Genomic DNA, 25,164 nt, shown 5'->3' on the forward strand with positions numbered 1-25,164 from the left:
TACTGCATCGCAGTGCAATATACAAAGCTTGCTTTAAATATATTGCACTAGCAATTTGATATTGGGCGAAGCCCTCGAACTCGGACACCGTAGGTGTCTGAGTTGCTGAATCACTAACATGCGATGCGATGCTCACTTTAAATACGCTGCAATGAATATTAAACAACTCTGATTACTGCATCGCAGTGCAATATACAAAGCTTGCTTTAAATATATTTCACTGGCAATTTGATATTGGGCGAAGCCCTCGAACTCGGACACCATAGGCGTATGAGTTGCTGAATCTATGTGGTGCAAATATATAGCATAGGCTTTCTTTAAATATATCCCACTTTCAAAAATACAATACCACATTTAATCCTATGTACAGAGCCAATAAAATTCCCATAGGCGCATTTACAAAAAGCCCCTTCCATGATACATGGCTGACCGGCATCTCGTAGCCATTTTCCCTTATCATCTTTTTTATATAGTGCACAGTCATGTACACTCCAGCTATCAGCAATGATACAGCGATGACTATCATCAATAAGTTGTCCGTAAAGCCGGTCTCCAAAGGCTGCACCTCCAGGATATCCTGGAGATCGAAGATTTCCGGAAAAGACTCAGCCATCTTTTTGAGTGCCGCAAGGACCGCAAAAGATGTAAAATTGTTAAAAAAGTGAAATAGTATGCCTCCCCAAAGAGATCCGGTTACCAACACTATAGCCGCCATTATTATTCCAAGGGCAGTGGCATATCCCAGCTGGCCCAAGTCTATATGCATCAGGCCAAAAAGCACCCCCGTCACGACAGAGGCCTGCAAAAGGCTTACATCTCTGAAATGGTCTAAGATGACTCCCCTTATGAATACCTCCTCCAAGATTACAGGTATTACTGCAACCGCTATGAAAAACACCCACAGATTGGGCACCATTTCGAATACCCTGATAGTGACTTCTCCGGAATCTATCCTTGCCAAAACAGCAACAAGGTAATTTATTCCGTATTTGATCAAAAAGCTTATTAAAAAAAGCTGAAATATCCTCCAGATGTTTTTTGCCGACAATCCAACATTGAGCTTCAGCGTGGATATGATAGGCTGTCCAGTAGCTATCAAGTAGACTAAGCACGGAATCAATACGTCAACCAACTGGTGATAGAGAGCGAATTCCTCATAAAAAAACGCACCGATTACCAGATTCCCAGCAATAAAAACTATAAACAATATTAAAAACAGCCATAATCCGCTTCTGTGGTTCTTCTCTTTCAATAAACTCATTAAACTCACCCTCTGTCTAATTGATTCTGTTGTACAAGTTGTACACGAGAGCTGTCATCAAGGTGCTTGCAACAATCAGCATGCCCACCAAAGCCTCAACAGAAAGCCCTGCCACATTAAAAAGAAAGTATATGGCAAATCCCATAGCCGCTCCAAAAGCAATTGCTCCCAGCATATTGAAAAGCACATTTAAATTTTGCTTTACAGCCTTTTGAGGATCGTCCCAGTCCAATTTCGGCCTGTAAGTATCAACCAAAACGCCAAAACCTATTACCGGAACTGAACCTGCAAACCCTCCTATCAAAGCAAATGCCACAGTAGAAAATTCAAGCTTCAAGATAAAGGTCAGCGGCACCAAGAAAAACATCATAGCCGTTGTCTGAAGAATTATCGGGAAAGTCATCCTTCCCATAAAAGCATCTCTTTTTGAAACCGGTACGACCGCATTTACCCAACTTGCTTTGCCTTCCCTTGAGACCGTAGTGGACTGAGTTGGGTTCGTGCCTGCAATAAATACAAATATGCCTATCAGCAACAACGTAAAGATATCCTTGAAATTTCTGTACATCTCGGTGAACATATCCAATTCCCCACCACCGGAAATCAACGGCATCAATATCATTATCACAGGAATTATGACTACGATGCTGACACAGTTAAAAAGATATATGGGCGTTCTGAGCACCATTTTCATATCATTTAAAAAGATGGCCTTCCAGGGTGAGCTTGCTATCACATCCTTGTCGTACTCCAAGGCTATATGCTTTTTAACGCTGTCGCTCTTGTTAAAATAGCCTTGTACATAAAGTTTTTTTCCGGCGAATACCACTCCCAAACCAAACACCATGGAAGCTGACCCATATAAAAGGAAACTAATTATGCCACTTGCAGTGTTTGATTCGTACAGTCCCTTGCTTAGCCATATTGCCGGCGGATAGGTCCTTCCCACTATATTCACCAAGCTATTTTGATTTCTAAGCAGCGCCTCTATATACTCCCCCTCGCTTCCAGGAGGCATCGCTGTTGCCGCCCTATTTACAAGAAACTGAAATAATATTATTATCACCAGAAACAAAAATAAGCTGACCGTCCTCAAAATATCTTTTTTGCCTTCAATATTTACGAACTTCATAATAAACATAACAATAACAGTCCCTATGCTTAAAGGTACTACGGGAAGAAGGAGAACACCGATTGCAAAGAAAAGGGTGTATAGCACTCCCCCCATATCTTCAAAGGGAATAAAAAACACTGGAGCCAATATAGGCACGACTATCATATATTCATATACCACCATGTTGATGAACTTTGCAGACACGATGCTCTCTTCCTTAATTGGAAGAAACAGCAGCTTGTCCAGATCTTTTGAAAAATAAAAGGTAGACATGGCGTATATCAAACCGAAAAACAGTACCACTATGGCCGCTGTTGAAAAAGTCATCGCAAAGATCGCCCCCTCCTGCCCTAGGACGAAAAGCTGTATGTACACTGTCTTAAGCAATTTTATATACATATTGTAAACCGGAATCAGGGAGGCAAATACAAGGACCATCAACAGAGCCATCGCCAACTTTTTTTTGTCCGTTTTGGCATCGTGAAGAAACTTGGAAAAACCAAAATTTGCATTAAGGAGCGTTTTAGTCAAAATCAATATTTCTTTCATATTTCTGTCAACTCCAAGAATATTTTTTCAAGGCTCTCCTTGTCTTTTGCATCTCCCTTAAGCTGTTCCATGGTACCTTGAGCTATGATTTTTCCATTGTTTATTATCGCTATCCTGTCACAGATCTTTTCAGCTACTTCAAGCACATGTGTGGAAAAAAACACACTTTTTCCTTCTGCGCACCTTTGTTTCATAAGTTCCTTCAAATTGTATGATGATTTCGGGTCAAGACCCACCATAGGCTCATCCAGTATGAAGACCCTGGGATCATGAAGCAAGGCGCCTATGAGCACTATCTTTTGCTTCATCCCATGAGAGTAGCTGCTTATAGGATCATTGACCGCTTTTTCCATATCAAACAGCTTCAAGTATCTTTGAATTTCGCTCTTCCTCTTCTCTTTGTCCACACCGTAGACATCTCCCATGAAATTTAGATACTCGATTCCCTTGAGTTTTTCGAAAACCTCGTGACTGTCGGGAACGTAGCTGAACTGCCTTTTGGAATTGATCGAATCTACCTGATTGTTTATGCCGTTTATATGTATGGTTCCGGAATCCGGCTTCAGTAATCCCACAATCATTTTTATGGTAGTCGTCTTGCCGGCTCCGTTTGGACCTAAAAAACCAAATATCTCGCCTGGCTTAACATCAAAACTAATATCGTCTACCGCCTTAATTTTTCCCGATCCATATGATTTGGACACTCCTTCAATTTTAAGCATACTTTTCCTCCTGTTTATTAATCAATTTTTTTGATGTTTGTTTCAAAATCAGATACGAATTCCTCGAATTCGTCTGGTCCAAAGAAATAAATGTCATCTCGCGTCTTAACAACGAGTACTCGGCTTCCATTTGCGAGCAGATATGCCCTATCCCCGTTGCTTAATGTGAATCGGCCTTCTCTGAATGAGCCTATAGATGTTCCCATGATTCTTCTCGCCGGCGCGTACTGCCTGTCCGCCTTCCAGTCTATGATGTAAACATCGGTCATATCCACCTGGGCAATCTCTACGCTTTTAAACCCGGTTAAGAATACTGCCTTTAAAGACCCATCTTCAATCTCCACCACATTTAAAAATCTCATGGCAACGTACAAGCCCACAGTCAACAAGGCAACCGCTACCATAATCCCCAGCTCCAACACGGCTTTTTTTGACTTTCTGTCTGACTTTTCCTGCCTTGCGAACTTGATGGCAGCTAGCACCATAAGAATTCCAACACCGAACAAAACTCCTAAAAATACCATACCCCCTATGCTTTCTACCGACACTCTGTACATGGCAGCCTCCTTTTTGCAATGAAATCGTAAATCAGGTTGATTTACCGTCTAGAAACTTATTGATAAATATATAACGATGCTGTATAGTAGTACTAATACATTTTAGACTTTTGCTTTTTGGACGTGAAATTTATATAGCTACAAAACCATTCTATTGCAAATACTGTTAAAAATCAATCCTCACAAGGCGTATACCTTGATTCTACTTGATAATATAGTAGAAATAAATTAAAATACAAGAATAGCTATTTTTATTGCTACAAATGCAAAATGAAATATTAATATATTAAATAAGGAGGATTTACTATGTACGAAAGAGTCTATAATTTTTCTGCCGGACCTTCAGTCTTGCCGGAAGAAGTGCTTCTAGAAGCATCAAAGGAAATGTTGAACTATAAGGGAAGCGGAATGTCTGTGATGGAGATGAGCCACAGATCCAAAGAATTTATGGGTATCGCTGCAGATGCCGAAAAGCTTTTAAGGGAACTGATGAATGTTCCTGCAAACTACAAGATCCTATTTTTACAAGGCGGGGCTTCCACCCAGTTTGCAATGATACCTCTAAATCTGTTTTCCAACTCTAAAACTGCAGATTATGTGGATACCGGAGCTTGGTCCACAAAAGCCATCAAGGAAGCAAAAAAATATGGAACAGTCAATGTTTTGGCTTCATCCAAGGAAAGTACATACTCCTATATTCCAAAGTTGGATAAGTCAGCTTTTTCAAAAGATGCAGATTATTTTCACATAACCACAAACAACACCATATACGGCACGAGATTCACTCCTGACAATCTTCCTGATACGGGAGACGTCCCACTGGTAGCTGACATGTCCTCAAATATACTATCCGAAGTTTATGACGTCAGCAAATTCGGGCTGATTTATGCCGGAGCGCAAAAGAACATGGGACCTGCAGGCGTCACAGCTGTCATAATCAGAGAAGATCTGATAGGAAAAGCAATGGATATCACCCCTACGATGCTGGACTACAAGATACACGCCGATGCTGATTCCCTTTACAATACGCCACCTTGCTATTCAATCTATATGTGCATGCTGGTATTTAAATGGTTGAAGGAAAAAGGCGGAGTAGCCGCTATGGAGAAGATAAACAGGGAAAAATCCCAGCTGCTTTATGATTATCTCGATCAAAGCGCCATGTTCAAAGCTACTGTCGCCGTTGAAGACAGATCTTTAATGAACGTTCCATTCGTTACAGGAAATGACGAGCTGGATGCAGCATTCATTAAGGAAGCTGTAGCAAAAGGCTTTGTCAACCTTAAAGGCCATCGTTCTGTTGGAGGCATGCGAGCAAGCATATACAATGCCATGCCTGTTGAAGGAGTAAAGGCGCTGGTTGAGTTCATGAAGGAATTCGAAGCAAAAAATAAATAATCGGAGGTTTCCAATGTATAAGATAAAAACATTAAACAATATTTCTCAAGACGGCTTGTCGCTACTTGGAGGAAACTACAGAATAACAGAAGAAGATCCAAACCCGGATGCCATACTTCTCAGAAGCTACAAAATGCACGATATGGAGCTTCCTGAAAGCGTAAAGATAATAGGTCGTGCTGGAGCAGGAGTAAACAATATACCAATAGAAGAATACGCTTCAAAGGGAGTTATAGTAGTCAACACTCCTGGAGCCAACGCAAATGCAGTAAAAGAGCTTGTAGTATTAGGCTTGTTGCTATCATCAAGGAAAGTCGTTCAGGGAATCAACTGGGCTAAATCAGCCAAAGACGACCCGGAAGTGGCGAAGCTGATAGAAAAAGAAAAGTCCAAATTTGCCGGTCAAGAGCTTACAGGAAAAAAACTAGGCGTAATAGGCCTTGGAGCAATAGGAGTTTTGGTTTCAAATGCGGGACTCGCACTTGGCATGGAAGTCTATGGCTACGACCCTTTCGTATCTGTTGAATCTGCATGGGGCCTAAGCTGCGATGTGAAAAGAGCCTTGAGCCTTGATGAAATCATGACAGACTGCGATTATATTTCTCTTCACGTGCCGTTGATCGACCAAACTAAGAACCTGGTCAATTCAGATAGGCTAAAGATGGCCAAACCCGGTCTTAGGATCCTAAACTTTGCAAGGGGAGCCCTAGTAAGCAACAAGGATATCAAGGACGCACTGGATAGCGGAAAAGTTGCATGCTACGTAACTGATTTCCCGGATCAAGAGCTCTTAAACATGGACGGCGTTATTGGAATACCCCATCTTGGAGCATCCACTGCAGAGTCTGAAGAAAACTGCGCTAGAATGGCTGTTCACGAAATCAAAGAGTTCTTGGAAAACGGAAATATCGTAAACTCTGTAAACTACCCTGACTGCTACATGGGAGTGAGCAATACCCAGGCAAGAATCGGTATAACCCATAAGAACATTCCAAACATGGTAGGTCAGATAACAGGAGTTTTGGCTAAAGACAACATCAATATCGGCGACATGCTTAATAAATCAAAAGGCGATTTTGCATACACCCTTATCGATGTTGATTCACACATATCAGACGACCTTACCAACATGATTTCGGATATAGACGGAGTTTTAAAAGTAAGAGTAATAAAAAACAATTAATTGAGGAGAAATAAATGGCTGTAATCAAAGCATTTAAATCAATCAGACCAGAGAAGGAACTTGCCGGAAAGGTAGCTGCGCTTCCCTACGATGTATACAACACCGAGGAAGCAATTGAAGCCGTAAAGGGCAACCCTTATTCGTTTTTGCATATAGATAAATCAGAAATCGATCTTCCTTCGGATACCGACCCATACAGCGAGGAAGTCTATTTAAAAGCAAGATCAACTATGGATTCCTTTACTGAGAAAGGAATATTCATACAAGACGATACCCCGAAGCTATACATATACAGACTTATAATGGATGGCAGAATTCAAACAGGGTTGGTATGCTGCAGCGCAATAGATGATTATATAAACGGCACCATCAAGCGTCATGAGCTGACCCGTGAGGATAAGGAAAAGGATAGGATCAATCATGTCGACTATTGCGATGCCAACACCGGACCGATATTTTTAACCTATGAATCCAAAAAAAACATCAACGCCATCGTTGAATCCTGGACGGGGAAGCAGACCCCGGAATACGACTTTGTCACTGAAGACGGAATTACGCACCAGGTTTGGATAATCGACAATCCTGAAACTATAGAAACGCTGGTTGATGAATTTGACAAAATCCCCTCCACGTATATTGCAGACGGCCATCACAGAACAGCTTCAGCTGTAAAAGTGGGGCTAAAGCGAAGGGAATCAAATCCAAACCATACTGGAAATGAGGAGTATAATTTCTTTCTAAGCGTACTTTTCCCTCACGACCAGCTTTATATTATGGACTATAACAGAGTAGTCAAAGATCTCAACAGCATGACGACCGATGAGTTCATCTCCAAGCTAGAGGAGGTTATGGATGTAGAAAGCTCCGGCTCACAACCTTTCAAACCCTCTCAGAAGGGGGAAATCGGACTGTATCTGGATGATACATGGTACAGGCTGACTGTAAAGGAAAACACGGTAGATTACAAGGATCCAGTCGCCTCATTGGATGTATCAATACTGCAGGAATCGGTGCTAAAGCCTTTGCTTGGCATAGGAGATATCAGAACGGATAAGCGAATAGATTTTGTAGGAGGCATTAGGGGACTAAAAGAGCTAGAACGCCGATGCAAGATAGATATGAAGCTTGCTTTCGCGATGTACCCAACCTCAATCAAAGAGTTAATGGCAATCTCAGATGCAGGGCTATTAATGCCTCCCAAATCCACTTGGTTTGAACCCAAGCTCAGGAGCGGAATTTTTATTCACCAACTCACATAAGAATAAACAAAGCGGTTTGTTGTCTAACATGACATCAAACCGCTTTATTTATCCGCTCTCTGCTCTTTAAAAAAATCCTTCAAAAGCTTTTTGCATTCTTCCTCCATTATCCCTTCGTATATTTCCATCCCCAAGTTGTTGGTTTTTTTCAACTCCCACCTTATGACTTCCAGTCCTTTTTCCTTGGAATCATTAGCTCCGTAGATAAGAGTTTTCATTCTGCTGCCCCCTATGGCACCGGTGCACATTATACACGGTTCCAACGTGACGTATATCTCACAATCATTTAGGCGCCAGCTTCCCAGTTTAACAGCAGCCTCTCTGATTGCCAGTATCTCTGCATGAGCTGTAGGGTCATGATAAGCCTCAACCATATTATGAGCTCTAGATATGATTTCTCCTCCCCTTACTACGACTGCACCTACGGGGACCTCCCCCAAAGCATATGCTTTTTTTGCTTCGCGAAGTGCTTCTTCCATGAATTTTCTCATCCGATGCCCTCCTTTTTTAATAGAAAAAGAGGCATATATCATGCCCCTTTGCAAGTCTTAAAATTATAGCTTCTCAAGAGTTTCCATCACGTATTCCGCATACTCCGCCCCTGTTGCTCCGTCTTCTCTGCCTGTAATTACGTATTTTTTCTCGTAAACTCCGCATTTGTCAAGAGCACTTGATAAAGCTTCCGCCTTGTCGATTTTGCCCATATGCTCTAAAAGCATTACAGCAGCTCTCATTATGCTGCTTGGGTCTGCATATTTTCCTCTGCCTTCTTCTACCATCCTAGGAGCTGAACCGTGAATAGCCTCAAACATCGCATATCTCTTTCCGATATTCGCGCTTCCCGCCGTTCCAACACCCCCTTGAAATTCAGCTGCTTCGTCGGTAAGGATGTCTCCATAAAGATTCGGAAGAACCATTACCTTGAAATTCGTCCTTCTTTTCGGGTCTATCAGCTTGGCTGTCATGATATCTATGTACCAGTCATCCCACTCTACTCCAGGGTAATCCTTGGCTATTTCCTTGGCAACATCCAGGAATTTTCCATCAGTAGCCTTTACTACATTCGCTTTTGTTACCACAGTGACTTTGTTTTTCCCTGATTTCTTCGCATACTCAAAAGCAGATTTGATGATCCTATGGGATCCTTCCTGAGTAGTTACGGTAAAGTCTATGGCAAGATCGTCGTTTACGTGAACACCTTTGCTGCCTAGAGCGTATGCCCCTTCAGTGTTCTCTCTATAGAACATCCAATCGATGCCTTCTTCAGGAACCTTTACAGGTCTTACATTTGCAAAAAGGTCCAGTTCCTTTCTCATCGCAACGTTGGCGCTTTCTATATTCGGCCATGGATCTCCCGCTCTTGGCGTGGTAGTAGGTCCTTTAAGAATTATATGGCATTTTTTTATTTCAGCCAATACATCGTCAGGTATAGCTTTGTTGTGCTGAGCCCTATTTTCGATCGTTAGCCCATCTATTGTTCTAAATTCGACTTTCCCCGCCTTTGCCTCGTCATCAAGCAAAAACTCGAGTACCCTTTGTGCTTGAGATGTAATATAAGGACCGATTCCGTCTCCTCCGACTACCCCGATTATTACCTTGTCCAAAGAGTCGTAGTCGATAAATTCCTTTTCCTCTTTCATTTTTTCAATTCGAGCAAATTGTTCCTCTATTAATTTTCCAAAATGTTCCTTCGCGGCTTCAATTCTATCCAAAATAAGTCCTCCTCCATATTTTACGACCGATACGCCAGGTTCGGTCTATTCAATGCACTGCGTTTGTTTTCAGTAAGAAACATTATATATTATAATGCATGAAAATTCAAGGATGCTTGTTTTTATCAATCCATTTTCTTATCCAGTTGACAAATTCTATCACCATCCATGAAACAAGCACCACAATAGCGGCGCCTATCGCATACCCTAAATACTGAGAGAATCCTCCCGTATAATTCCTGATCAACCCACTAAATACATTGGTTCTGTCTCTTTGCCCGGCATCAGGACTGTTAAATGCAATCTCATAGTCGCTTCCTGCCTGAACCACCTCTACCAAATGATATCCTGTTGAAAGCATCATGACTGCCACCAATGCCGATATGATTAAAATCTTATTCAAAATAAAACAGCTCCTCTTTCGGACACTTCGTATTTCATCTACTGATTCATTTCCTCTTCCACTGCTTTTTCTATCATCTTCCTTATCTCGCTGAGATCATTCTTGTCGATTATTATCTCCCTTGTATTGTCCTTCAACTTGACTTCATCCCCTATAATTTCCGGATCGTTGAATATCGTTTCATATATCTTGTTTTGAACCATCTGGGTATATCCGTCTTCTCTTTCTTCTATTAATTTCAACTGCTTCTTGACGTATGATTCCTTTTCTTCCAGAAGCGTCATTCTTTCTTTAATGGTCTTGGAAATCTGCTCTAGGTTTTGAATAGTCTGCTCTATTATTCTTTCCTTGCTCTTTACTACGGATGCCCTTTCTTTCAGCTCTTTTTCTTTAAGTGACAACGCTTCTTTGTCGGCAGGTTTTTTTTGATTTTCAGCACCTTCATTTTTTTGTTTTTCCTTGGTTTCCACCTGATGATACTTGTCGAAACACTTTTTCAAATCATCTATTCCGATATCTATCCTTATTGGACATGATATTGATTTCAATGCATTTTCCTCTTCTTCTGCTTTAACCTTCTCAACTTTATCGATTATCTCATTCAATCTAATCTCTTTAGAATCAAGCTTGTTTTCCAGCTCTTTGATCACTGCTTTTTTCTCTGCTATCTTGCTGTTCATTCCCATCAGAGCAATTTCTGCTTCTCTTTGCTCGTGCTCGTCCTCTTCCTTTTTGCTCTCCTTTGGCGATGAGATGTTATAGACAGCTCCTAAAATATTTATCAAGATTATCTCAACGCCCGCCAAGACCATGTACATAGAATAGTTGTCTACAACGCCTTCATAATAAAATAAAAATCCGTAAGCTGCTGCATTTGCTATCAGTGCCCCTACCGTCATTATTACATGGTCAAATCGATTCATGCATGTAAATACGAAAAGGGCCATCACAAAAATCTTAATGCTTATAAATTGAAAGAGCCAAGGCTCCAAAGTTTCGACAAAGCTCGAATCGATTCCAAAATATGAGTTTAGATAAATTGAAGCTATATATGATAAGAAAAGCAAACCTCCATTTATTACAAATAAAAACATCATTCTCGACTGACTTTTCATTTCCAGCATCATCCCCTATTTCTATTCAGTGCTAAAGGTGATTATATCATATTTTCACCTGCATATCCTCTATAAAATGTCTACATTCCTTTATACTTTCCGGCAAGCTGGCTTAAATATTTTTTAGCTTCCGACACCTTGCCATCTTCTAGCCTGGCTCTTAAATTATCGACTATCTTTCTACCTATCATGTAGTCTACAACAGGATTTTCTTCTTTTTCAAATACAGGGTGTTGAAGTGTTTTTTCCTTTGGGTATTCAATCATATATTTATCTATATGATATTTTAAATTCACTAAATCAGTATCATTTAGCTTTCCCTCATCCCTGCAAGATAGCTGTGAAATAAGAGCAGGGAGGTAGATCTGCTTTCCGGTATTAAGGTAATATGTCCCTCTGTCTCTATTCTCAGAAATCCATCTGATGATAATATGAGCAATTTCATTGTTCTCATATGCAAATGGCAGAGCTTCTTCCGGCTCCAGCTTCAGGCCTTCCCATTCGCCAGATTCTATTTTTTCTATATTGTGCGAATCTTTATCAACAAACCAGCCGAGTCTTAAAATTTTTGTCGCCGTTGAGCTATATTTGCCGAATGCCTCCACCATTGCTTCACCATTTCTGTACACTGCTCCCATTACGCTGTTACATTCGTGAGCCGTAAGTGAGGATAGGAACAAAAATTCTTCAACAGTTCTTTTCCTCATGCTTTCCAAAAAATCCACCAATGGAAAAAGATTGGTTTCTATAGCTACATCGGGGAAGGATTCACAAGCATTTATATTCTCCAGCTCGTAAGAGTATAACACTAGACCCGCCTCTTCAAATGGCACGTTTTTCCAGCCTTCTTCGTTTTTTGCCCTGTAATTGAATATATTGACCCTGCCGCAGTCTATGTCATTAACTTCATGATTGACCAAGTGCAACTCCCGACAGCCTAAGTCAGCCAACCAGTTTATCATGGCTTTGCTCACCGGATTTGCGTTTACCATCACTATTTTTTCATACTTTCTTCCCTTCGAAGCAGGTTCTTCCACAGGAAACGAATCGAAAAGGCTGTTGATGTCCTTTACCATTTTCAACTCATCGTCTTTGCCGATTATTTCCAGAGGACAGTCCGCTTTTATTACTGTCTTGAAAAATTCCATAATTTCTTCTCTTGATATGCCATTAGCACCCACGATCACTCTATCGTATTTTTCGACCCCCACGACGTATTCTAAAAAGTCCTTGTCACCGGAAAATCTGCTGTCATCCTGTACATTTTCTCCGTTTAGATAAAACACGTCTGCATTCGGATGCAGCACTTTGATTCTGTGATAGACAGCCTTATTTTCATTTTTCAATACTGCAACCACTTTGTCCGGCTCTGGCTCTGGCTCTGGCTCTGGTTTCGGTTTCGGCTCAGGTTCTAACACTTGTTTTGTTCCTATATATACCTCGGGTTCGCTCTCAAAAGTTGAATCCTCTTTTGGCGAAACAGCCCTATCCTCCGAAAGAGCTTGCCTACGACTCTCGTAGAGCTGTTTATTTTCCTCTGGAATATCTTTTATCTTTTCAAGCATCTCCTCTGACTCCCGGCTAAGCACCTTAACTTTATCCGACGCAGGTATTTCGATGCTTTTTTCATCAATGTTTTTCGATTTCAAATTATTTTTGGCTTTCTTTCCGCCAAAAATCAGTACTCCTGCGATGGGTATGAAAATTATATCAAACATTAGATTTAATGAAGCTAGTTGATATATGCTTTCGTATGAAGCATATGCTAAATAAAGCGCCGAGGTCCCATTCAGCACGGCTATCATAAACAAAAATTTATAAAAAACGTACTCCTTTGCGATATAAAACATAAATGGAATTAGAACAACACCTTTTACGGATAAAAGGTATGGCGCAAGTATATAAAAGGACGTCATGTAATCCTGACCCGGATATACATAGCTCATCGCATATAATGAAGACAATAACGACAGGGCAAACAATGAAATAAAAACAACAAACCCCAACTCTAATTTTATCAAGCTCATCTTTTTCATGCCGCATCCCCCTAGATCTATTCGAAACACTGTTTATAATTATTATATTTCAATAAATATCATTGTGCAACATCGGAGGACTTAAGAAATGTCCAAAAAAGCGCGCCTGCCGCTGCTCCTAATGTGTCTATTGCTACATCTTCAATCATCCCGGCTCTTCCTGGGACAAACATCTGATGAACCTCGTCTGTTATTGCATAGGTCACACATATTGCGACGGCTACTAAAAAAGTTTTTATATCCAATTTCCCTCGGGTAATGAAAACTGCATTTAAAACTAAAACTCCCAAAACGCCATAGATGCCAAAGTGAGCTCCTTTTCTGACAAGCAAATGAAACAAATCCTGGTTTAGTTCAGCATTTGGAATCATTGCTGATATCCCATCCAATAAGTATTTCAGGATTCCTCCACTAAGTCTTGCAGATTCTTCTGCCTGTTGAGCTGAAAATAAAAATATTACTCCCATCCAGGCAATTGCCAAAGACCAAGCAAGCCACTTTCTTTGTTTTTCGGTCAAGATAATGCCCCTTTCATATAGAAAAATCTGCAAACTCTGCAGCCTTCGCTACTTTGTCAGCAAGATCCATAGTTCCAGGCCTCCCATATTCCGCAACCGGCACGTAGCCTTTTTTCAGCCCTAAAATCGCACACTCGTAAACGATAGCCGGGATAGGCTTGTTTACTATGGCAAAGCTGGTGGCAAATCTGGAATGGGTGTGGGCTACAGCGTTGATATCCGGTCTTTTCTTGTACAAGGCAAGATGGACCAATAGCTCACTGGTAGGCTTGAGTCCTGTCAATGCTTCAATTACGTTAGCCTCCAAATCTACTATGCAGATATCGTGATAAGTCATCTCTTCTCTGTCGATTCCTGATGGCGTCACAGCAACGTACCCTGTTTCTCTGTCCATGATGCTGAAATTACCGGCACGATGCTTGCAAAGCCCGGACCTTTCAGCCTTTTGGGCGATATCCAATACCTGTTTTTTTACCGATTCCATCATAGCTATTCCCCCTAAAATAATATACTTATACTATATCAGTTCTTTTATTACCTTTTCAAGCCTGATTTTTTGTTCCGGTCTATTCATAGGGATATCATACTGCCAACAGTCGAATACGTCTGCATCTTTTACTATTTCCTCGATCGGCGTCCCTATTACGTTTTTGGAACTGTGATTCTTGGCAGCATTTGCAATGTTTTCAATTTCTTCCTCAGTAAAGTCTTCGCACTCTTCCAAGAGTTCCTTCACCGGCTCGTAAGCATTATTAGCGTGATTTTCTTGCAGACCAGTTATAATCCGGCCGTAGTCGTGAAGTATACATGCTATAGAAGCTATTTCGGAATTAACTCCTCTTTTCTTTGCCAGTATCCTTCCTATAGCTGCGCTGCTAGCCATATGAACTATCTCAAAATCGATAGGATATTCCCTTTCAAAGTCTTTATTGTCGTGTTGTTTGATTTTTTTTAGAAGAAGGCTCTCTACCTTCATGATTCTTTTCAATGTTCATACCACCCTTTATTCAAATATGATTCTCTTTAGGTACAAATGTTATTTTATCAAATATCGGTTGTAAATAGAACTCGCTTTTCATAATATTTTCAGTTATTTTGCAAGTATATTGTATACCTGCATCCCGTATATTTTATACTCGTTTAATTAAATGATTTCACCCACAAATGTACTCTTAAATTCCCATCTATCAATTGACATGAAAATAAAAGTATGATATATACTTTATTAGCACTCCATCTTCCAGAGTGCTAATAAATTCAACAGAACAGGAGCGATCACTATGACTAAAAAAGCCTTTAGGGCGGAATCAAAAAGACTTCTCGACTTAATGATCAATTCGATCTATACTCACAGGGAGATATTTTTAAGGGAGCTTATCTCAAATTCCAGCGATGCCATTGACAAAATCTACTACAGAGCATTAACTGACGAAAGCCTTAAATTCGACAAGGACAGCTACTTCATCAAAATCATTCCAGACAAATCAAACAGGACATTAAAGCTGATTGACACTGGCATCGGAATGACAAAGGAAGAGCTTGAGGAGAATCTTGGCATAATAGCAAAAAGCGGTTCCCTTGCATTCAAATCTGAAAATGAGTTAAAAGATGGTTATGACATAATCGGTCAATTCGGAGTAGGATTCTATTCCGCGTTTATGGTGGCAGACAAGGTTACTGTAATCAGTAAGTCCCCTGACAGCGACAAGGCGTGGAAGTGGGAATCTGAAGGCGCCGAAGGTTATATGATTGAAGAGGCAGAAAAAACTGACCCCGGCACTGAAATCCTCCTTCACATCAAGGAAAATACTGAAGAAGAAAACTTCGACGATTACTTGGAGGAGTACAGGCTCAGAAGCATCGTTAAAAAATACTCTGATTTTATCCGCTACCCAATCAAGATGGACGTTTATACCAGCAAAAAGAAGGAGGACAGCGACGAGTACGACACAATCGTCGAAGAGCAGACAATCAACAGCATGGTGCCAATTTGGAGAAAGAACAAAAGCGATCTTTCACAGGAAGACTACGATAACTTCTACTCTGAAAAGCATTATGGCTTTGACAAGCCATTAAAGCACATCCACTTCACCGTGGATGGTGCCATAAGCTACAGGGCGCTATTATTCATACCTGAAACAAAGCCTTTCGACTACTATACAAAAGAGTACGAAAAAGGCCTGGAGCTGTACTCAAGCGGCGTTATGATAATGAACAAGTGCCCTGATCTAGTACCTGACTATTTCGGTTTTGTAAAGGGCCTTGTAGATTCCGAGGATCTGTCCCTCAACATTTCAAGAGAGATATTGCAGCATGACAGGCAGCTTAAGCTGATTGCCAAAAACATCAAGAATAAAATTAAGAGCGAGCTTTTATCTTTGCTTGAAAATGATAGGGAAAAATACGAGAGCTTCTACGAGTCTTTTGGAAGACAGCTTAAGTTCGGAGTCTATTCGGATTTTGGCACCAACAAGGAAGAGCTTAAGGACCTGATGATGTTCAAGTCTTCTAAAGAAAAGAAATACGCAACCTTGAAGGAATATGTGGAAAGGATGCCGGAAGATCAAAAGTTTATCTACTATGCATCCGGAGATTCGATAGATAAAATCGACAAATCCCCACAAATAGAAGCAGTCCTGGACAAGGGCTACGAGTTCTTGTATTTCACCGAAGAGATAGACGAATTTGCCATAAACGTCCTAATGAGCTATTCTGACAAAGAATTCCGTTCTGTAGCAGGAAAGGACACCGGCATAGAGCCTGCAGACAAGGCCCTTGACGAGAAGGTCAAAGAGGAAAGCGCCGACCTTCTGAATGATATGAAAGAACTGCTTAAAGACAAGGTCTCCGATGTCAAGCTGTCAACCAAGCTCAGAAAACATCCGGTATGCTTAAGCTCTGAAGGTGAGCTGACCATTGAAATGGAGAAGGTATTAAACACCATGCCTGATGGGGGAGGCGTCAAGGCACAAAAGGTTCTTGAGATAAACCCTGACCACAAAATCTACAAATCCCTAATGGAAGCCCTTGCTTCTGACAAGGAGAAGCTTTCCCTTTATACGGACATACTATACAATCAGGCACTGCTTATCGAAGGCCTGCCTATAGAAGATCCCGTTGATTTTGCTGATAAAGTATCAAAGCTTATGGGATAAGAAAAAAACGATGCGGATTTATAATTCGCATCGTTTTTAAAATCCAATTACTTTCCGAGCACTTCCATAAGCTCATCTATGGTTTCTTGAAGTTTTACTCCCGTCAAAAAACTCCTTCCGTTTATCACCGGAACACCGCTGCCTTCGGGTATCTGAGTTGTGCTTACTATAACGTCCGGCTTCAATGTTTTTGCTTTTGATAAAGCTTCTGAAGCCTTGCATTGCACCGTCATGCAGTCAATGCCCTTTTCCTTGCATATTTTTTCGATCTTTTTCGCGACCACCGTTGATGTCGCAATAGCCGTTCCACAAGCCACCAGTATTTTTTTCGCCATTGTGTAACCTCCTTATAACTTCTCCTCTTTGTGCTTCACATTATTAATACCCAGTATTTCTGTATTTAATAATTAAATTTGGAATTATTATTTATTATTTCTCACCCTTCACAATTCCTACACAAGTTTTTATTATACTATCAAAGTAATTGAAAGAGAATAATTGGAGGTCATCATGGAAAAGAACATCAAAATTTATGATATGAGCTGCACATCATGTGAACAAAAAATCGAAAAAAGAATAAGTGCCATTAAAGGCGTCGAAAGCGTTAAGGCAAGCTTTAAGAACGAGTCTGCTCAAATTGTATACGATGATTTAATATGTTCTGAACAGGAAATTAAAGATGCTGTCGTCAAATCGGGGTATCGTCTTGAAAAATCCTCGGACTATAAGTTCATTGGAATGGTATTGATTGTCGGCGCAATCATTCTTTTAGGATTTCAAACAGCCGGATTTGATATGGAATCCATGCTTCAGGGTGCATCCTATGGCGTTTTGTTATTGATAGGAGTCCTTACTTCTCTTCATTGCGTCGGCATGTGTGGAGGAATAATGCTATCACAAAGCGTATCGGAGAAAACATCAGAAGGCAGGTTTCAATCTATCAAGCCTGCAGCTTTATATAACCTTGGTCGAGTAACCTCTTATACCATATTAGGTGGTTTTGTAGGAGCAGTCGGCTCCATATTTTCCATCTCTCTGGCGGCTCGAGGCGGCATACAAATATTTGCAGGAATTTTTATGATTGCGATGGGCTTTAATTTAGCAGGATTCAGTTTTTTTAAAAGATTCAATTTCAGGCTCCCATCCTTTTGTGCAAAAGGCAGCTCCTACAAATCTCCATTTATAGTTGGATTGTTGAATGGTTTTATGCCTTGCGGACCTCTTCAGACCATGCAGCTATTTGCCCTTGCAGCAGGCAGTGCCTCTAGAGGAGCCTTGTCCATGTTTTTTTTCTCTTTGGGAACGGTCCCTCTCATGGTCTCATTCGGAGCTATATCCGGATTGCTGAGCAAGGGAAATACGAAGAGAATATTAAAATTAAGCGGCGTATTGATTATCCTATTGGGTCTAATAATGGGCAACAGAGGATTTGCTCTTGTAGGAATAGATGTCAATCCTGTTAGGGTCTTTGCAAACGAGCTTTCTCGATTCAGGGGTGGATCCCAAGGCAATGCGGTTCTGGCACGCATTGAAGATGGAGTTCAGGTCATTGAGATGACCGCTGACAACAGGGGATATTCCCCAAATGCTTTCTATGTTCAAAAGGATATCCCTGTTAAGTGGATAATAAACGGAGAACAAATAAATTCATGCAACAATGCCATCGTAGCCCGCAGCATCGGATTGGAAGAAAAGCTTTATTCAGGCGAGAACGTCATAGAGTTTACTCCAGGAGATGAAGATATAAATTTCAGTTGCTGGATGGGTATGATCCGGGGGGTCATTTTGGTCGTAGACGAGCTTGAAGCAGTCAACCCCGATGCAGACAATGCAGCCATCCCTCCACAATCATCCGGTCCCAGCTGCTGCTCCGTTCCTGTTGACGGGCAATCTCCAGAAGAAAGCACGAGCATTTACGGGGATGACATCAGCCTGGTTCCTACTGAAATTCTAATTGAAAAAGCAAGCCCCCTTGACAATGTCCTATCTTTCAAAGGAATAGGATACGAATTGCAGCCACTGATCGGCATATTAGAAACCGACAAAGACGCACTAATTCAATTAGATTTATCAAATTTTTTCGACAAGGAGGACACTTATAACATCATTTACAATGAAACCGGATCTGTAGTCCAGTCATTTGCTGTATACGATGATACAACTGAGATCTCCTTTGCTCCAGACATTGCCGGAACCTACCTTGTAGCAAAGAATCAGTCCCTGATTGGAATAATCCACGTTGCCGATGAACCGGAGGACCTAGATATTGAGTCTATCAGAAATTTGTATTTCGACTAGTGTGAAGAATTGGTAAAAGCTGAAGGCCAAAACGGCCTTCAGCTTTTTATTTGTCTTTCTTAGAGCTTTCCTTAATAATTTTTTTATCCCTCTGACCGCTTTCTCCCCTGTTTAAATCACAACAGTCTAGCCTTGTTCTTCCAAAGTTCTTCTTGTTTTGCTCCGCGATTTTTTCCAGATATCTTTTCATAAACTTCTTCATCTATTTCCCTCCAATACTTAATACAATAATTTTTAACATAAAAGTATGAAGATACAATGAAGCTTGAAATCACACATTAAAAACCACTTCAAAAACGCTGCCTATTCCCAAGCTGCTTTTCACCGCTATCGACGCATTGTGATATTCCAGTATCTTTTTAGCTATGGACAAACCCAATCCGTTTCCTTCGACCATGTTTCTGCTCTTGTCGTCCCGGTAGAGCCTCTCGAAGATATACGGGACGTCTTCTTTAGATATTCCTACTCCCGTATCCTTAACTGCAACTGCAGGCTTGCCATCTTTAGTCGTTAGCAAAACCTCCACGCGTCCGCCGTCTACGTTGTATTTTACAGCATTTGAGATAAGATTTATAAAAACCTGCTTCAGTTTGCTCTTGTCTGCCGATACCCATGAATTTTCCTCTTGATCCGATATGAATTCCAATTCTACGTTTTTTGATTTTGCGGTTATTTCAAATTTCATGCAGACCTCCTTTAGAATCTCTTGCAAATTGGTTTCCTCAAATATAAATTCTGCATTTTGATCTTCCAAATCATTTAATGCATTTAAATTTTCCAATAGCTTTCCAAATCGTATTACTTCATCGTTTATCATGTTTAAGCTTTCGTCGTCTATAGGGATAATTCCGTCCATCATGGCTTCCAGATTATTTTGCAGGATATTCAGCGGATTCCTGATCTCGTGAGATATGTCGGATATCAACCTTTTTCTCAAACCATCTTGCTTTTCAAGCCTTTCCGCCAGAGTATTCACGCTATTTCTCAGCATTTCTATTTCCACGATTCGGCTTCTGGATGACAAAACGCCACCGTATTCTCCCTTTGATAGAGCTATTGATTGATTAGCCGCCTTCTTTACAGGTTCTGAAAAGTGCTTTGAAATATACAGCCCCAACATAAATGTGGCTAACATTGTTATTCCTCCGCCCACGAAGATGCTGTTGTTGACTGCATTTTTAAACTCTATATCCGAGCCGGTCAAAAGCAGGGCCGAGTACTGTCCTATCTCTATAAAACCTACTACCTCTCCATTATGCTCCAGATTGTAGCTTTGAGTTGTATACACGCCGCTGTCCTCTATCGGCATAGTGCCAAGGTGCAACCTGTTTCTCAAATCATATGGATCCATGCCCCATATGATATTTTTATTTTCATCAAACAGAGTCAGGCAGTAGTTGCCCATGTAAGCATCATGCAAAGTGTTCAAGCCAGAGTTCTCGTTCCACCCGCCTTCAATGGCATATTCAGCTTCCAGACTATTTATAATCTGATGGCGTCTTTCCTCTTGGATGTTCTCTACATATTTGTCAAACTTGTTGCCGACAGTGAAATTCACAAAAAGCCCTACAAGAAGAACCGATATGAATGCGCACACAAAAAACATTATTCCCAAACTTTTTCTAAATGTTTGCATCTTTGATTCCTCCGAATTTGTATCCTGCTTTGACTACTGTCAATATATACTTCGGATTTTTTGTGTCCTTCTCGATTTTTTTTCTTATGTTTTTAATATGAACATCCACGGTTCTGTCACATCCGTCAAAATCCATGCCAAAAACACTGTTTATAAGTCTTTCTCTAGACAAAACCCTGCCCTTGTTAGAGGCTAGGGCATTCAAAATCCCGTATTCATTGCTCGTTAGATAAACCTCCACATTGTTTACTGTTATCCGTCTTCTCTCGTGATCAATTTTCAAGTACTTATCTTCGAAGAGAATTTCTTCCTTATCGGGAAATCTTCTGAACAATGCATTGATCCGTGCGCATAACTCTCTGGGACTAAAGGGCTTGACCAAATATTCATCCGCCCCCATATCAAGGCCTTCTATCCTGTCGCTCACGGTACCTTTTGCAGTGAGCATGAAAATAAACACTTCCGATATTTCCCTTAGGTTTTTGCATACTTCTTCTCCGGTTAAATCGGGAAGCATCAAGTCCAATATGACCAGGTCGTATTTTTCGTTATTGAATAGTTCAAGCCCAGCTTCTCCGCTATCTGCTGCTGACACCTGGTATCCTTCCCTATCTAGGTATGCCTTGATTACTTTTCTTACGGCAGCCTCATCTTCAATTATTAGAATTTTTTTCAACCAAATTCCTCCAAAAACAATATGTTATTAATTATATCATCTTTGTAGGGTATTGTGTTAGTTTTCAATTTTTTTTTACAGTTTGTTAGCATTTGTTGTATAATGAGCCTGAGGAGGTGTGAACGTGAAGCGTATCGGTGGTAATTTTTTATTTGGAATTTTAATACTTTTATTTGGCTTGGCATTGCTGATTAACAATTTAGGTATAATGGACATCAGCATCGGCAGCATCATCTCAACTTGGTGGCCTCTATTTGTGATAGCAGGAGGGTTAAGCCTTCTTCTTAATCACGGCAGCAAGGGAGAGGTCCTCTCCGGCATATTCATATTATTCCTCGGAGTAGCTTTCCTGCTCGGAAACCTTGAGATTTGGAATATCAACCTATCTTTCGTATTTAAACTCTTTTGGCCTACCATGTTGATTCTTATTGGAGTTTCGTTCTTGACTGGAAAGAGGGGAAGCGGTAAATCCAATTATGCGATCATGGGCGGTGTGGAAAGAAACAAGGAAGCTTGGACTTTAGATGAAACGGGTTTTGTTGCTTTTATGGGGGGAATAGAACTAAATTTTAAATATGCTGAAATCCCGGAAGGCGAAACCGCAATAGATTTGACAGCCATCATGGGCGGCATTGAAATCAGGGTCCCAAAAGACATTGATGTAGAATGCAAGGGTTCGGTCATACTTGGAGGCTTGGAGCTTTTAAGCAGATCTACAGGCGGTTTGATTGCAAGCACCAGCTCCTCACAAAAGGGAACCGGTGATTCAAAGAAAAAACTCACCTTTTACTGTCGTGCAATTATGGGAGGCATCGAAATCAAGTCGATAGATTGATAAAAGCTTCGGATATTCTCCGAAGCTTTTATTCATATGCTTATAATTTATAGCTTACGATAATTTTTTCATCTAACGCTCTAAAGGTGAAGCTTTCGGTTATGAATAACCTTACATTCTCGTCATCGTGGGATTCATATCCTATTGAAAAATCCTGTCCAATAGTAAGTTCAAAATTCTCATTATCGTAAGGAATCAAGAATGCTCCTTCAACAACAGTGCTAAGAAGAATCTTTCCATCGATTAATGACTCGATCCTCTTGATTAAAGGATATCCCTGAACATCCTTGTTCAGCCTCCTGTAGGCTTCTTCTCCAACTATCAATGCAAATGATCCTTCCTCAAAGTTTTCTTTGAGCATTATCAGTCCTTCGGATATTGCTCCCATAATCGAAGAACCGTCATCACCAAAGGAAATAACATCATTTGAAGTGGCCTTTTCTAAGCCTTCTATGCCCCCGTGTTCAAAGCCCTTGTATACAGCATTCTCTTCAAATTCAGCGATTCTCTTGACAGCATCCTCCAGATTTCCCAAATCAATATCCTTGGCTCCTCTTGTAATGTTGTCAAGCTCCCATCTGCTCAAGCTGAAGCTCACTCTGGCTTCCACCAGAGGCTTGACTTTATATATGCCCGTCTTGACGTCATCATCGCCTTTGTTGATCACTAATCGGCCTTCGGACAATGTGGTAAAGTCCCAACCCTTTGGTCCGTTTACTTTAACTGCCTTTCTTGCAGTCAGGCGGCTCTTAAGCACTTCTTCCGCCCTTGCATCTATTTCATCCCACGCCGATTGCGCTAGCGGCGCCATGCTTCTTTTCAACATATCCATATCTTATACCCCTTCCTTATTTTAAGTCTCCAATATTAATGCCTGACGATTTTTTGACTTCTACAGAATCTTGATTTCCCTCGGCTTCCAATACAGAGCCTTCTGCAAAAAGATAAGTTCTTAGCTCTTCGTCCCATTTATCCATATTTCTTCTCAGCCACTCAATCGTCATGCAGGCATGCTCGATTTCTTCATCTCGGTTATGTGCCATAATTCCTTTTAATTCAGGGTCATTTGTCCCTTGAACTCTTTGATTGTACCAATCGACGGCCTCTAGCTCTTCTTTCAAGCTGTTGATTGCCCGGGAAATGTCCCTAGTCTTATCATCTAGAGTCTCAAATGGTTCATGATATTGTGACATATTCATTCCTCCTAACAGTAGCTTCTTTTAGTATCACTAATAATGTTACCCATTCATTTTTTATATAATCAACTATGCCCCAAATTTTATGGGTCTTGCTATTATTTTGCTCTGAATAAACAAAGAGCTCAGACTTTAAATTCATCTGAGCTCTTGCTTTTTAAAACTGATTTAAATTGTTAATAAACCCACTCCCCTGCCTTTTTATCTTCACTAATCGATTCGCGACAATTCCAGAAGCCACCCCGAGAAGGGCACCCAATAAAATATCTGAAGGGTAGTGAACAAAAAAGTAAATGCGAGAAAATCCCATCAGAATCGCCGATGACCAAATTAATAGACGCTGATTTTTAAACCTATTGGCCAAAACTATTGCGGCTGCAAATGACGAGGATGTGTGTCCAGATGGTAGTGAATAGCCTGATGCATGAACCATGTTAAGCTCAAAGTAAGAATGGACTTGAAAAGGTCTCGACCTTCCAATTAAGGGCTTTAAACCAAACTCTCCTATCACCGTTATCAGGATCAATGAAAAAAAGAGGGCTATGCCTGTTTTTCTGTATTTTGGAATGGCCATTAAAATCATGGATATAGCTATCCAGATGAAGCCCTTGTTTCCAAGTGTAGTTATAAAGTAAAAAACATAATCCCATAAGGAACTGAAATCAATGCTGTCAATCCACATTAAAAAACGCATATCCACGTTTCTTATTAAATCTATCATTAGTTTAAATTCTCCGTTAATTTATATATGCACGAAAACCTAAGGTTCATAAGGATCTTCCTCATAGTCGTATTCCGGTTTCTTTCTTGTTGACTTATTGGTAAAACAATCATATTTGGACTTTTTCTTGTTCATTTTATTCAATAAGTCATATTCGTCTTCTTCGTAATCAAACTGTCTATTAAAAAAATTACCGCCTGCCATTTTCTTAATTCCTTTCAAATCTAGTTATTTCTTTAAAATCATATCATACCAACTATACAGCGTTGCCCGATTATGCTTATCGTATCATTCGTCGCCTAATCTTACCATATCGAATATGTTTTCCTCCAATATTATAGCATGTTTCTAGTTTATATTACAGTCACATCTTGACATTTGGTTTAAAAAGTGTTACTATGTAAAAGTACTTAAATTGAACTTAATAGTATTAACATCAATTTTCATTAATTGGCGCTCGTAATTTTTACAGTGTACCCTGATTAAAGAATTGTTTGTTATCTGTTTTGCAAAGATTTAGGAATTAATAATTAGGAGGTACACGATATGAGCGGTACAGTAAAATGGTTTAATTCAGACAAAGGATTTGGTTTTATTACAGGAGATGACGGAAACGACGTTTTCGCACACTATTCTCAAATCCAATCAGACGGATTCAAAACTTTGGAAGAAGGTCAAAAAGTTACTTTTGACATCGTTCAAGGTCCTAAAGGTCCTCAAGCAGAAAATATTGTAGTTGTAAAATAATTTAACTAGTATATTTTAGCCTTATGAATATTCATAAGGCTTTTTTATTTTTTGTTTAAGCATATTCATTTCA

Annotated in this window: 27 protein-coding genes; 7 read left to right on the forward strand and 20 right to left on the reverse strand. The window is 40.3% G+C overall.

Features of this window, described 5'->3' with window-relative positions:
• Nucleotides 1–334: 334 nt before the first annotated feature.
• From BUB93_RS06565 to BUB93_RS06580, 4 genes are read right to left on the reverse strand one after another with little or no spacing between them, the layout of a single operon-like run.
• A complete protein-coding gene (locus BUB93_RS06565; RefSeq protein WP_073270370.1) occupies nt 335–1,261 on the reverse strand; it encodes a CPBP family intramembrane glutamic endopeptidase in 927 nt (308 codons plus the stop codon).
• Between the two features lie 16 nt (nt 1,262–1,277).
• Nucleotides 1,278–2,924, reverse strand: coding sequence for a putative ABC transporter permease subunit (locus tag BUB93_RS06570; protein WP_073270373.1), 1,647 nt, complete (start codon nt 2,922–2,924; stop codon nt 1,278–1,280).
• The gene (locus tag BUB93_RS06575; protein WP_073270375.1) at nt 2,921–3,646 is read right to left on the reverse strand and encodes an ABC transporter ATP-binding protein; all 726 of its coding nucleotides are present in this window, start codon (nt 3,644–3,646) and stop codon (nt 2,921–2,923) included. The genes BUB93_RS06570 and BUB93_RS06575 overlap by 4 nt, the downstream gene beginning before the upstream one ends.
• A 17-nt stretch (nt 3,647–3,663) precedes the next feature.
• Nucleotides 3,664–4,203: a PH domain-containing protein gene (locus BUB93_RS06580; RefSeq protein ID WP_073270377.1), complete on the reverse strand. Its 540-nt coding sequence runs from the start codon at nt 4,201–4,203 to the stop codon at nt 3,664–3,666.
• A gap of 306 nt (nt 4,204–4,509) precedes the next feature.
• Between BUB93_RS06580 and serC the strand changes: the two genes are divergently transcribed.
• Genes serC through BUB93_RS06595 form a run of 3 tightly spaced genes read left to right on the forward strand, consistent with a single transcriptional unit; the run spans nt 4,510 to nt 8,043 of the window.
• Complete coding sequence (serC, locus tag BUB93_RS06585) at nt 4,510–5,601, forward strand: 3-phosphoserine/phosphohydroxythreonine transaminase (RefSeq protein ID WP_073270378.1); 1,092 nt, start codon at nt 4,510–4,512, stop codon at nt 5,599–5,601.
• 13 nt (nt 5,602–5,614) lie between these two features.
• Nucleotides 5,615–6,784 (forward strand): phosphoglycerate dehydrogenase, encoded by a 1,170-nt coding sequence (locus BUB93_RS06590; protein WP_073270380.1) that lies wholly within the window; start codon nt 5,615–5,617, stop codon nt 6,782–6,784.
• Nucleotides 6,785–6,798: 14 nt separating this feature from the next.
• Complete coding sequence (locus tag BUB93_RS06595; protein ID WP_073270382.1) at nt 6,799–8,043, forward strand: DUF1015 domain-containing protein; 1,245 nt, start codon at nt 6,799–6,801, stop codon at nt 8,041–8,043.
• A gap of 44 nt (nt 8,044–8,087) precedes the next feature.
• Here the strand turns inward: BUB93_RS06595 and BUB93_RS06600 are convergent, their stop codons facing one another.
• The 8 genes from BUB93_RS06600 to BUB93_RS06635 all read right to left on the reverse strand — a co-directional run bounded on the left by BUB93_RS06600 (nt 8,088) and on the right by BUB93_RS06635 (nt 14,815).
• A complete protein-coding gene (locus tag BUB93_RS06600; protein ID WP_073270384.1) occupies nt 8,088–8,534 on the reverse strand; it encodes a nucleoside deaminase in 447 nt (148 codons plus the stop codon).
• Between the two features lie 63 nt (nt 8,535–8,597).
• Nucleotides 8,598–9,758, reverse strand: coding sequence for an isocitrate/isopropylmalate family dehydrogenase (locus tag BUB93_RS06605; protein ID WP_423230802.1), 1,161 nt, complete (start codon nt 9,756–9,758; stop codon nt 8,598–8,600).
• 103 nt (nt 9,759–9,861) lie between these two features.
• Nucleotides 9,862–10,158, reverse strand: coding sequence for a hypothetical protein (locus BUB93_RS06610; protein ID WP_073270387.1), 297 nt, complete (start codon nt 10,156–10,158; stop codon nt 9,862–9,864).
• Nucleotides 10,159–10,196: 38 nt separating this feature from the next.
• Nucleotides 10,197–11,273, reverse strand: coding sequence for a hypothetical protein (locus BUB93_RS06615; protein WP_143159073.1), 1,077 nt, complete (start codon nt 11,271–11,273; stop codon nt 10,197–10,199).
• 80 nt (nt 11,274–11,353) lie between these two features.
• A complete protein-coding gene (locus tag BUB93_RS06620) occupies nt 11,354–13,309 on the reverse strand; it encodes a hypothetical protein (protein WP_073270391.1) in 1,956 nt (651 codons plus the stop codon).
• Nucleotides 13,310–13,368: 59 nt separating this feature from the next.
• Nucleotides 13,369–13,827 carry a VanZ family protein gene (locus BUB93_RS06625; protein ID WP_073270543.1) on the reverse strand — a complete coding sequence of 153 codons (459 nt, stop codon included), beginning with the start codon at nt 13,825–13,827 and terminating at the stop codon, nt 13,369–13,371.
• Nucleotides 13,828–13,840: 13 nt separating this feature from the next.
• On the reverse strand, nt 13,841–14,314 hold the full coding sequence (locus tag BUB93_RS06630; RefSeq protein ID WP_073270393.1) for a class II aldolase/adducin family protein: 474 nt from the start codon (nt 14,312–14,314) through the stop codon (nt 13,841–13,843).
• Between the two features lie 30 nt (nt 14,315–14,344).
• Entirely contained in the window at nt 14,345–14,815 is a 471-nt protein-coding gene (locus tag BUB93_RS06635) for an HD domain-containing protein (RefSeq protein ID WP_084117058.1), read from the reverse strand.
• 292 nt (nt 14,816–15,107) lie between these two features.
• On the opposite strand from BUB93_RS06635, the gene htpG reads away from it, so the two are divergent.
• Complete coding sequence (gene htpG, locus BUB93_RS06640) at nt 15,108–16,982, forward strand: molecular chaperone HtpG (RefSeq protein WP_073270396.1); 1,875 nt, start codon at nt 15,108–15,110, stop codon at nt 16,980–16,982.
• Between the two features lie 47 nt (nt 16,983–17,029).
• On the opposite strand, the gene BUB93_RS06645 is transcribed toward htpG, so the two are convergent.
• Entirely contained in the window at nt 17,030–17,317 is a 288-nt protein-coding gene (locus BUB93_RS06645) for a PTS sugar transporter subunit IIB (protein ID WP_073270398.1), read from the reverse strand.
• A 175-nt stretch (nt 17,318–17,492) separates the two neighbouring features.
• Between BUB93_RS06645 and BUB93_RS06650 the strand changes: the two genes are divergently transcribed.
• Complete coding sequence (locus tag BUB93_RS06650; RefSeq protein ID WP_073270400.1) at nt 17,493–19,280, forward strand: urease accessory protein UreH domain-containing protein; 1,788 nt, start codon at nt 17,493–17,495, stop codon at nt 19,278–19,280.
• 46 nt (nt 19,281–19,326) lie between these two features.
• Here BUB93_RS06650 and BUB93_RS11440 read toward each other — a convergent pair whose 3' ends face one another.
• The 3 genes from BUB93_RS11440 to BUB93_RS06660 all read right to left on the reverse strand — a co-directional run bounded on the left by BUB93_RS11440 (nt 19,327) and on the right by BUB93_RS06660 (nt 21,592).
• The gene (locus BUB93_RS11440; protein ID WP_200789463.1) at nt 19,327–19,482 is read right to left on the reverse strand and encodes an LDCC motif putative metal-binding protein; all 156 of its coding nucleotides are present in this window, start codon (nt 19,480–19,482) and stop codon (nt 19,327–19,329) included.
• A gap of 69 nt (nt 19,483–19,551) precedes the next feature.
• Nucleotides 19,552–20,916: a sensor histidine kinase gene (locus BUB93_RS06655; protein WP_073270401.1), complete on the reverse strand. Its 1,365-nt coding sequence runs from the start codon at nt 20,914–20,916 to the stop codon at nt 19,552–19,554.
• The gene (locus BUB93_RS06660) at nt 20,903–21,592 is read right to left on the reverse strand and encodes a response regulator transcription factor (protein WP_073270404.1); all 690 of its coding nucleotides are present in this window, start codon (nt 21,590–21,592) and stop codon (nt 20,903–20,905) included. The genes BUB93_RS06655 and BUB93_RS06660 overlap by 14 nt, the downstream gene beginning before the upstream one ends.
• Nucleotides 21,593–21,716: 124 nt before the next feature.
• Between BUB93_RS06660 and BUB93_RS06665 the strand changes: the two genes are divergently transcribed.
• A complete protein-coding gene (locus BUB93_RS06665) occupies nt 21,717–22,427 on the forward strand; it encodes a cell wall-active antibiotics response protein (RefSeq protein ID WP_073270406.1) in 711 nt (236 codons plus the stop codon).
• Between the two features lie 40 nt (nt 22,428–22,467).
• Here the strand turns inward: BUB93_RS06665 and BUB93_RS06670 are convergent, their stop codons facing one another.
• The 4 genes from BUB93_RS06670 to BUB93_RS11385 all read right to left on the reverse strand — a co-directional run bounded on the left by BUB93_RS06670 (nt 22,468) and on the right by BUB93_RS11385 (nt 24,548).
• The gene (locus BUB93_RS06670) at nt 22,468–23,259 is read right to left on the reverse strand and encodes a family 1 encapsulin nanocompartment shell protein (protein WP_143159074.1); all 792 of its coding nucleotides are present in this window, start codon (nt 23,257–23,259) and stop codon (nt 22,468–22,470) included.
• A 16-nt stretch (nt 23,260–23,275) separates the two neighbouring features.
• Nucleotides 23,276–23,620 carry an encapsulin-associated ferritin-like protein gene (locus BUB93_RS06675; protein WP_073270408.1) on the reverse strand — a complete coding sequence of 115 codons (345 nt, stop codon included), beginning with the start codon at nt 23,618–23,620 and terminating at the stop codon, nt 23,276–23,278.
• A 160-nt stretch (nt 23,621–23,780) separates the two neighbouring features.
• Nucleotides 23,781–24,344 (reverse strand): phosphatase PAP2 family protein, encoded by a 564-nt coding sequence (locus tag BUB93_RS06680; RefSeq protein WP_073270410.1) that lies wholly within the window; start codon nt 24,342–24,344, stop codon nt 23,781–23,783.
• A gap of 39 nt (nt 24,345–24,383) precedes the next feature.
• Nucleotides 24,384–24,548 carry a hypothetical protein gene (locus tag BUB93_RS11385; RefSeq protein ID WP_159432069.1) on the reverse strand — a complete coding sequence of 55 codons (165 nt, stop codon included), beginning with the start codon at nt 24,546–24,548 and terminating at the stop codon, nt 24,384–24,386.
• 342 nt (nt 24,549–24,890) lie between these two features.
• Between BUB93_RS11385 and BUB93_RS06685 the strand changes: the two genes are divergently transcribed.
• Nucleotides 24,891–25,091 carry a cold-shock protein gene (locus BUB93_RS06685; protein WP_073270411.1) on the forward strand — a complete coding sequence of 67 codons (201 nt, stop codon included), beginning with the start codon at nt 24,891–24,893 and terminating at the stop codon, nt 25,089–25,091.
• Nucleotides 25,092–25,164 lie beyond the last annotated feature (73 nt).

The organism is Alkalibacter saccharofermentans DSM 14828 (genome assembly GCF_900128885.1).
Lineage (GTDB): Bacteria > Bacillota > Clostridia > Eubacteriales > Alkalibacteraceae > Alkalibacter > Alkalibacter saccharofermentans.

Coding starts and splice junctions, on each gene's coding strand:
- BUB93_RS11440 (WP_200789463.1), bottom strand. CDS start 19,482: ATGAAGAAGTTTATGAAAAGATATCTGGAAAAAATCGCGGAGCAAAAC.
- BUB93_RS06675 (WP_073270408.1), bottom strand. CDS start 23,620: ATGTCACAATATCATGAACCATTTGAGACTCTAGATGATAAGACTAGG.
- BUB93_RS06570 (WP_073270373.1), bottom strand. CDS start 2,924: ATGAAAGAAATATTGATTTTGACTAAAACGCTCCTTAATGCAAATTTT.
- BUB93_RS06575 (WP_073270375.1), bottom strand. CDS start 3,646: ATGCTTAAAATTGAAGGAGTGTCCAAATCATATGGATCGGGAAAAATT.
- BUB93_RS06590 (WP_073270380.1), top strand. CDS start 5,615: ATGTATAAGATAAAAACATTAAACAATATTTCTCAAGACGGCTTGTCG.
- BUB93_RS06600 (WP_073270384.1), bottom strand. CDS start 8,534: ATGAGAAAATTCATGGAAGAAGCACTTCGCGAAGCAAAAAAAGCATAT.
- BUB93_RS06620 (WP_073270391.1), bottom strand. CDS start 13,309: ATGAAAAAGATGAGCTTGATAAAATTAGAGTTGGGGTTTGTTGTTTTT.
- BUB93_RS06615 (WP_143159073.1), bottom strand. CDS start 11,273: ATGAAAAGTCAGTCGAGAATGATGTTTTTATTTGTAATAAATGGAGGT.
- BUB93_RS06595 (WP_073270382.1), top strand. CDS start 6,799: ATGGCTGTAATCAAAGCATTTAAATCAATCAGACCAGAGAAGGAACTT.
- BUB93_RS06670 (WP_143159074.1), bottom strand. CDS start 23,259: ATGGATATGTTGAAAAGAAGCATGGCGCCGCTAGCGCAATCGGCGTGG.
- BUB93_RS06680 (WP_073270410.1), bottom strand. CDS start 24,344: ATGATAGATTTAATAAGAAACGTGGATATGCGTTTTTTAATGTGGATT.
- serC (WP_073270378.1), top strand. CDS start 4,510: ATGTACGAAAGAGTCTATAATTTTTCTGCCGGACCTTCAGTCTTGCCG.
- BUB93_RS06655 (WP_073270401.1), bottom strand. CDS start 20,916: ATGCAAACATTTAGAAAAAGTTTGGGAATAATGTTTTTTGTGTGCGCA.
- BUB93_RS06630 (WP_073270393.1), bottom strand. CDS start 14,314: ATGATGGAATCGGTAAAAAAACAGGTATTGGATATCGCCCAAAAGGCT.
- BUB93_RS06565 (WP_073270370.1), bottom strand. CDS start 1,261: ATGAGTTTATTGAAAGAGAAGAACCACAGAAGCGGATTATGGCTGTTT.
- BUB93_RS11385 (WP_159432069.1), bottom strand. CDS start 24,548: ATGGCAGGCGGTAATTTTTTTAATAGACAGTTTGATTACGAAGAAGAC.
- BUB93_RS06645 (WP_073270398.1), bottom strand. CDS start 17,317: ATGGCGAAAAAAATACTGGTGGCTTGTGGAACGGCTATTGCGACATCA.
- BUB93_RS06650 (WP_073270400.1), top strand. CDS start 17,493: ATGGAAAAGAACATCAAAATTTATGATATGAGCTGCACATCATGTGAA.
- BUB93_RS06685 (WP_073270411.1), top strand. CDS start 24,891: ATGAGCGGTACAGTAAAATGGTTTAATTCAGACAAAGGATTTGGTTTT.
- BUB93_RS06580 (WP_073270377.1), bottom strand. CDS start 4,203: ATGTACAGAGTGTCGGTAGAAAGCATAGGGGGTATGGTATTTTTAGGA.
- htpG (WP_073270396.1), top strand. CDS start 15,108: ATGACTAAAAAAGCCTTTAGGGCGGAATCAAAAAGACTTCTCGACTTA.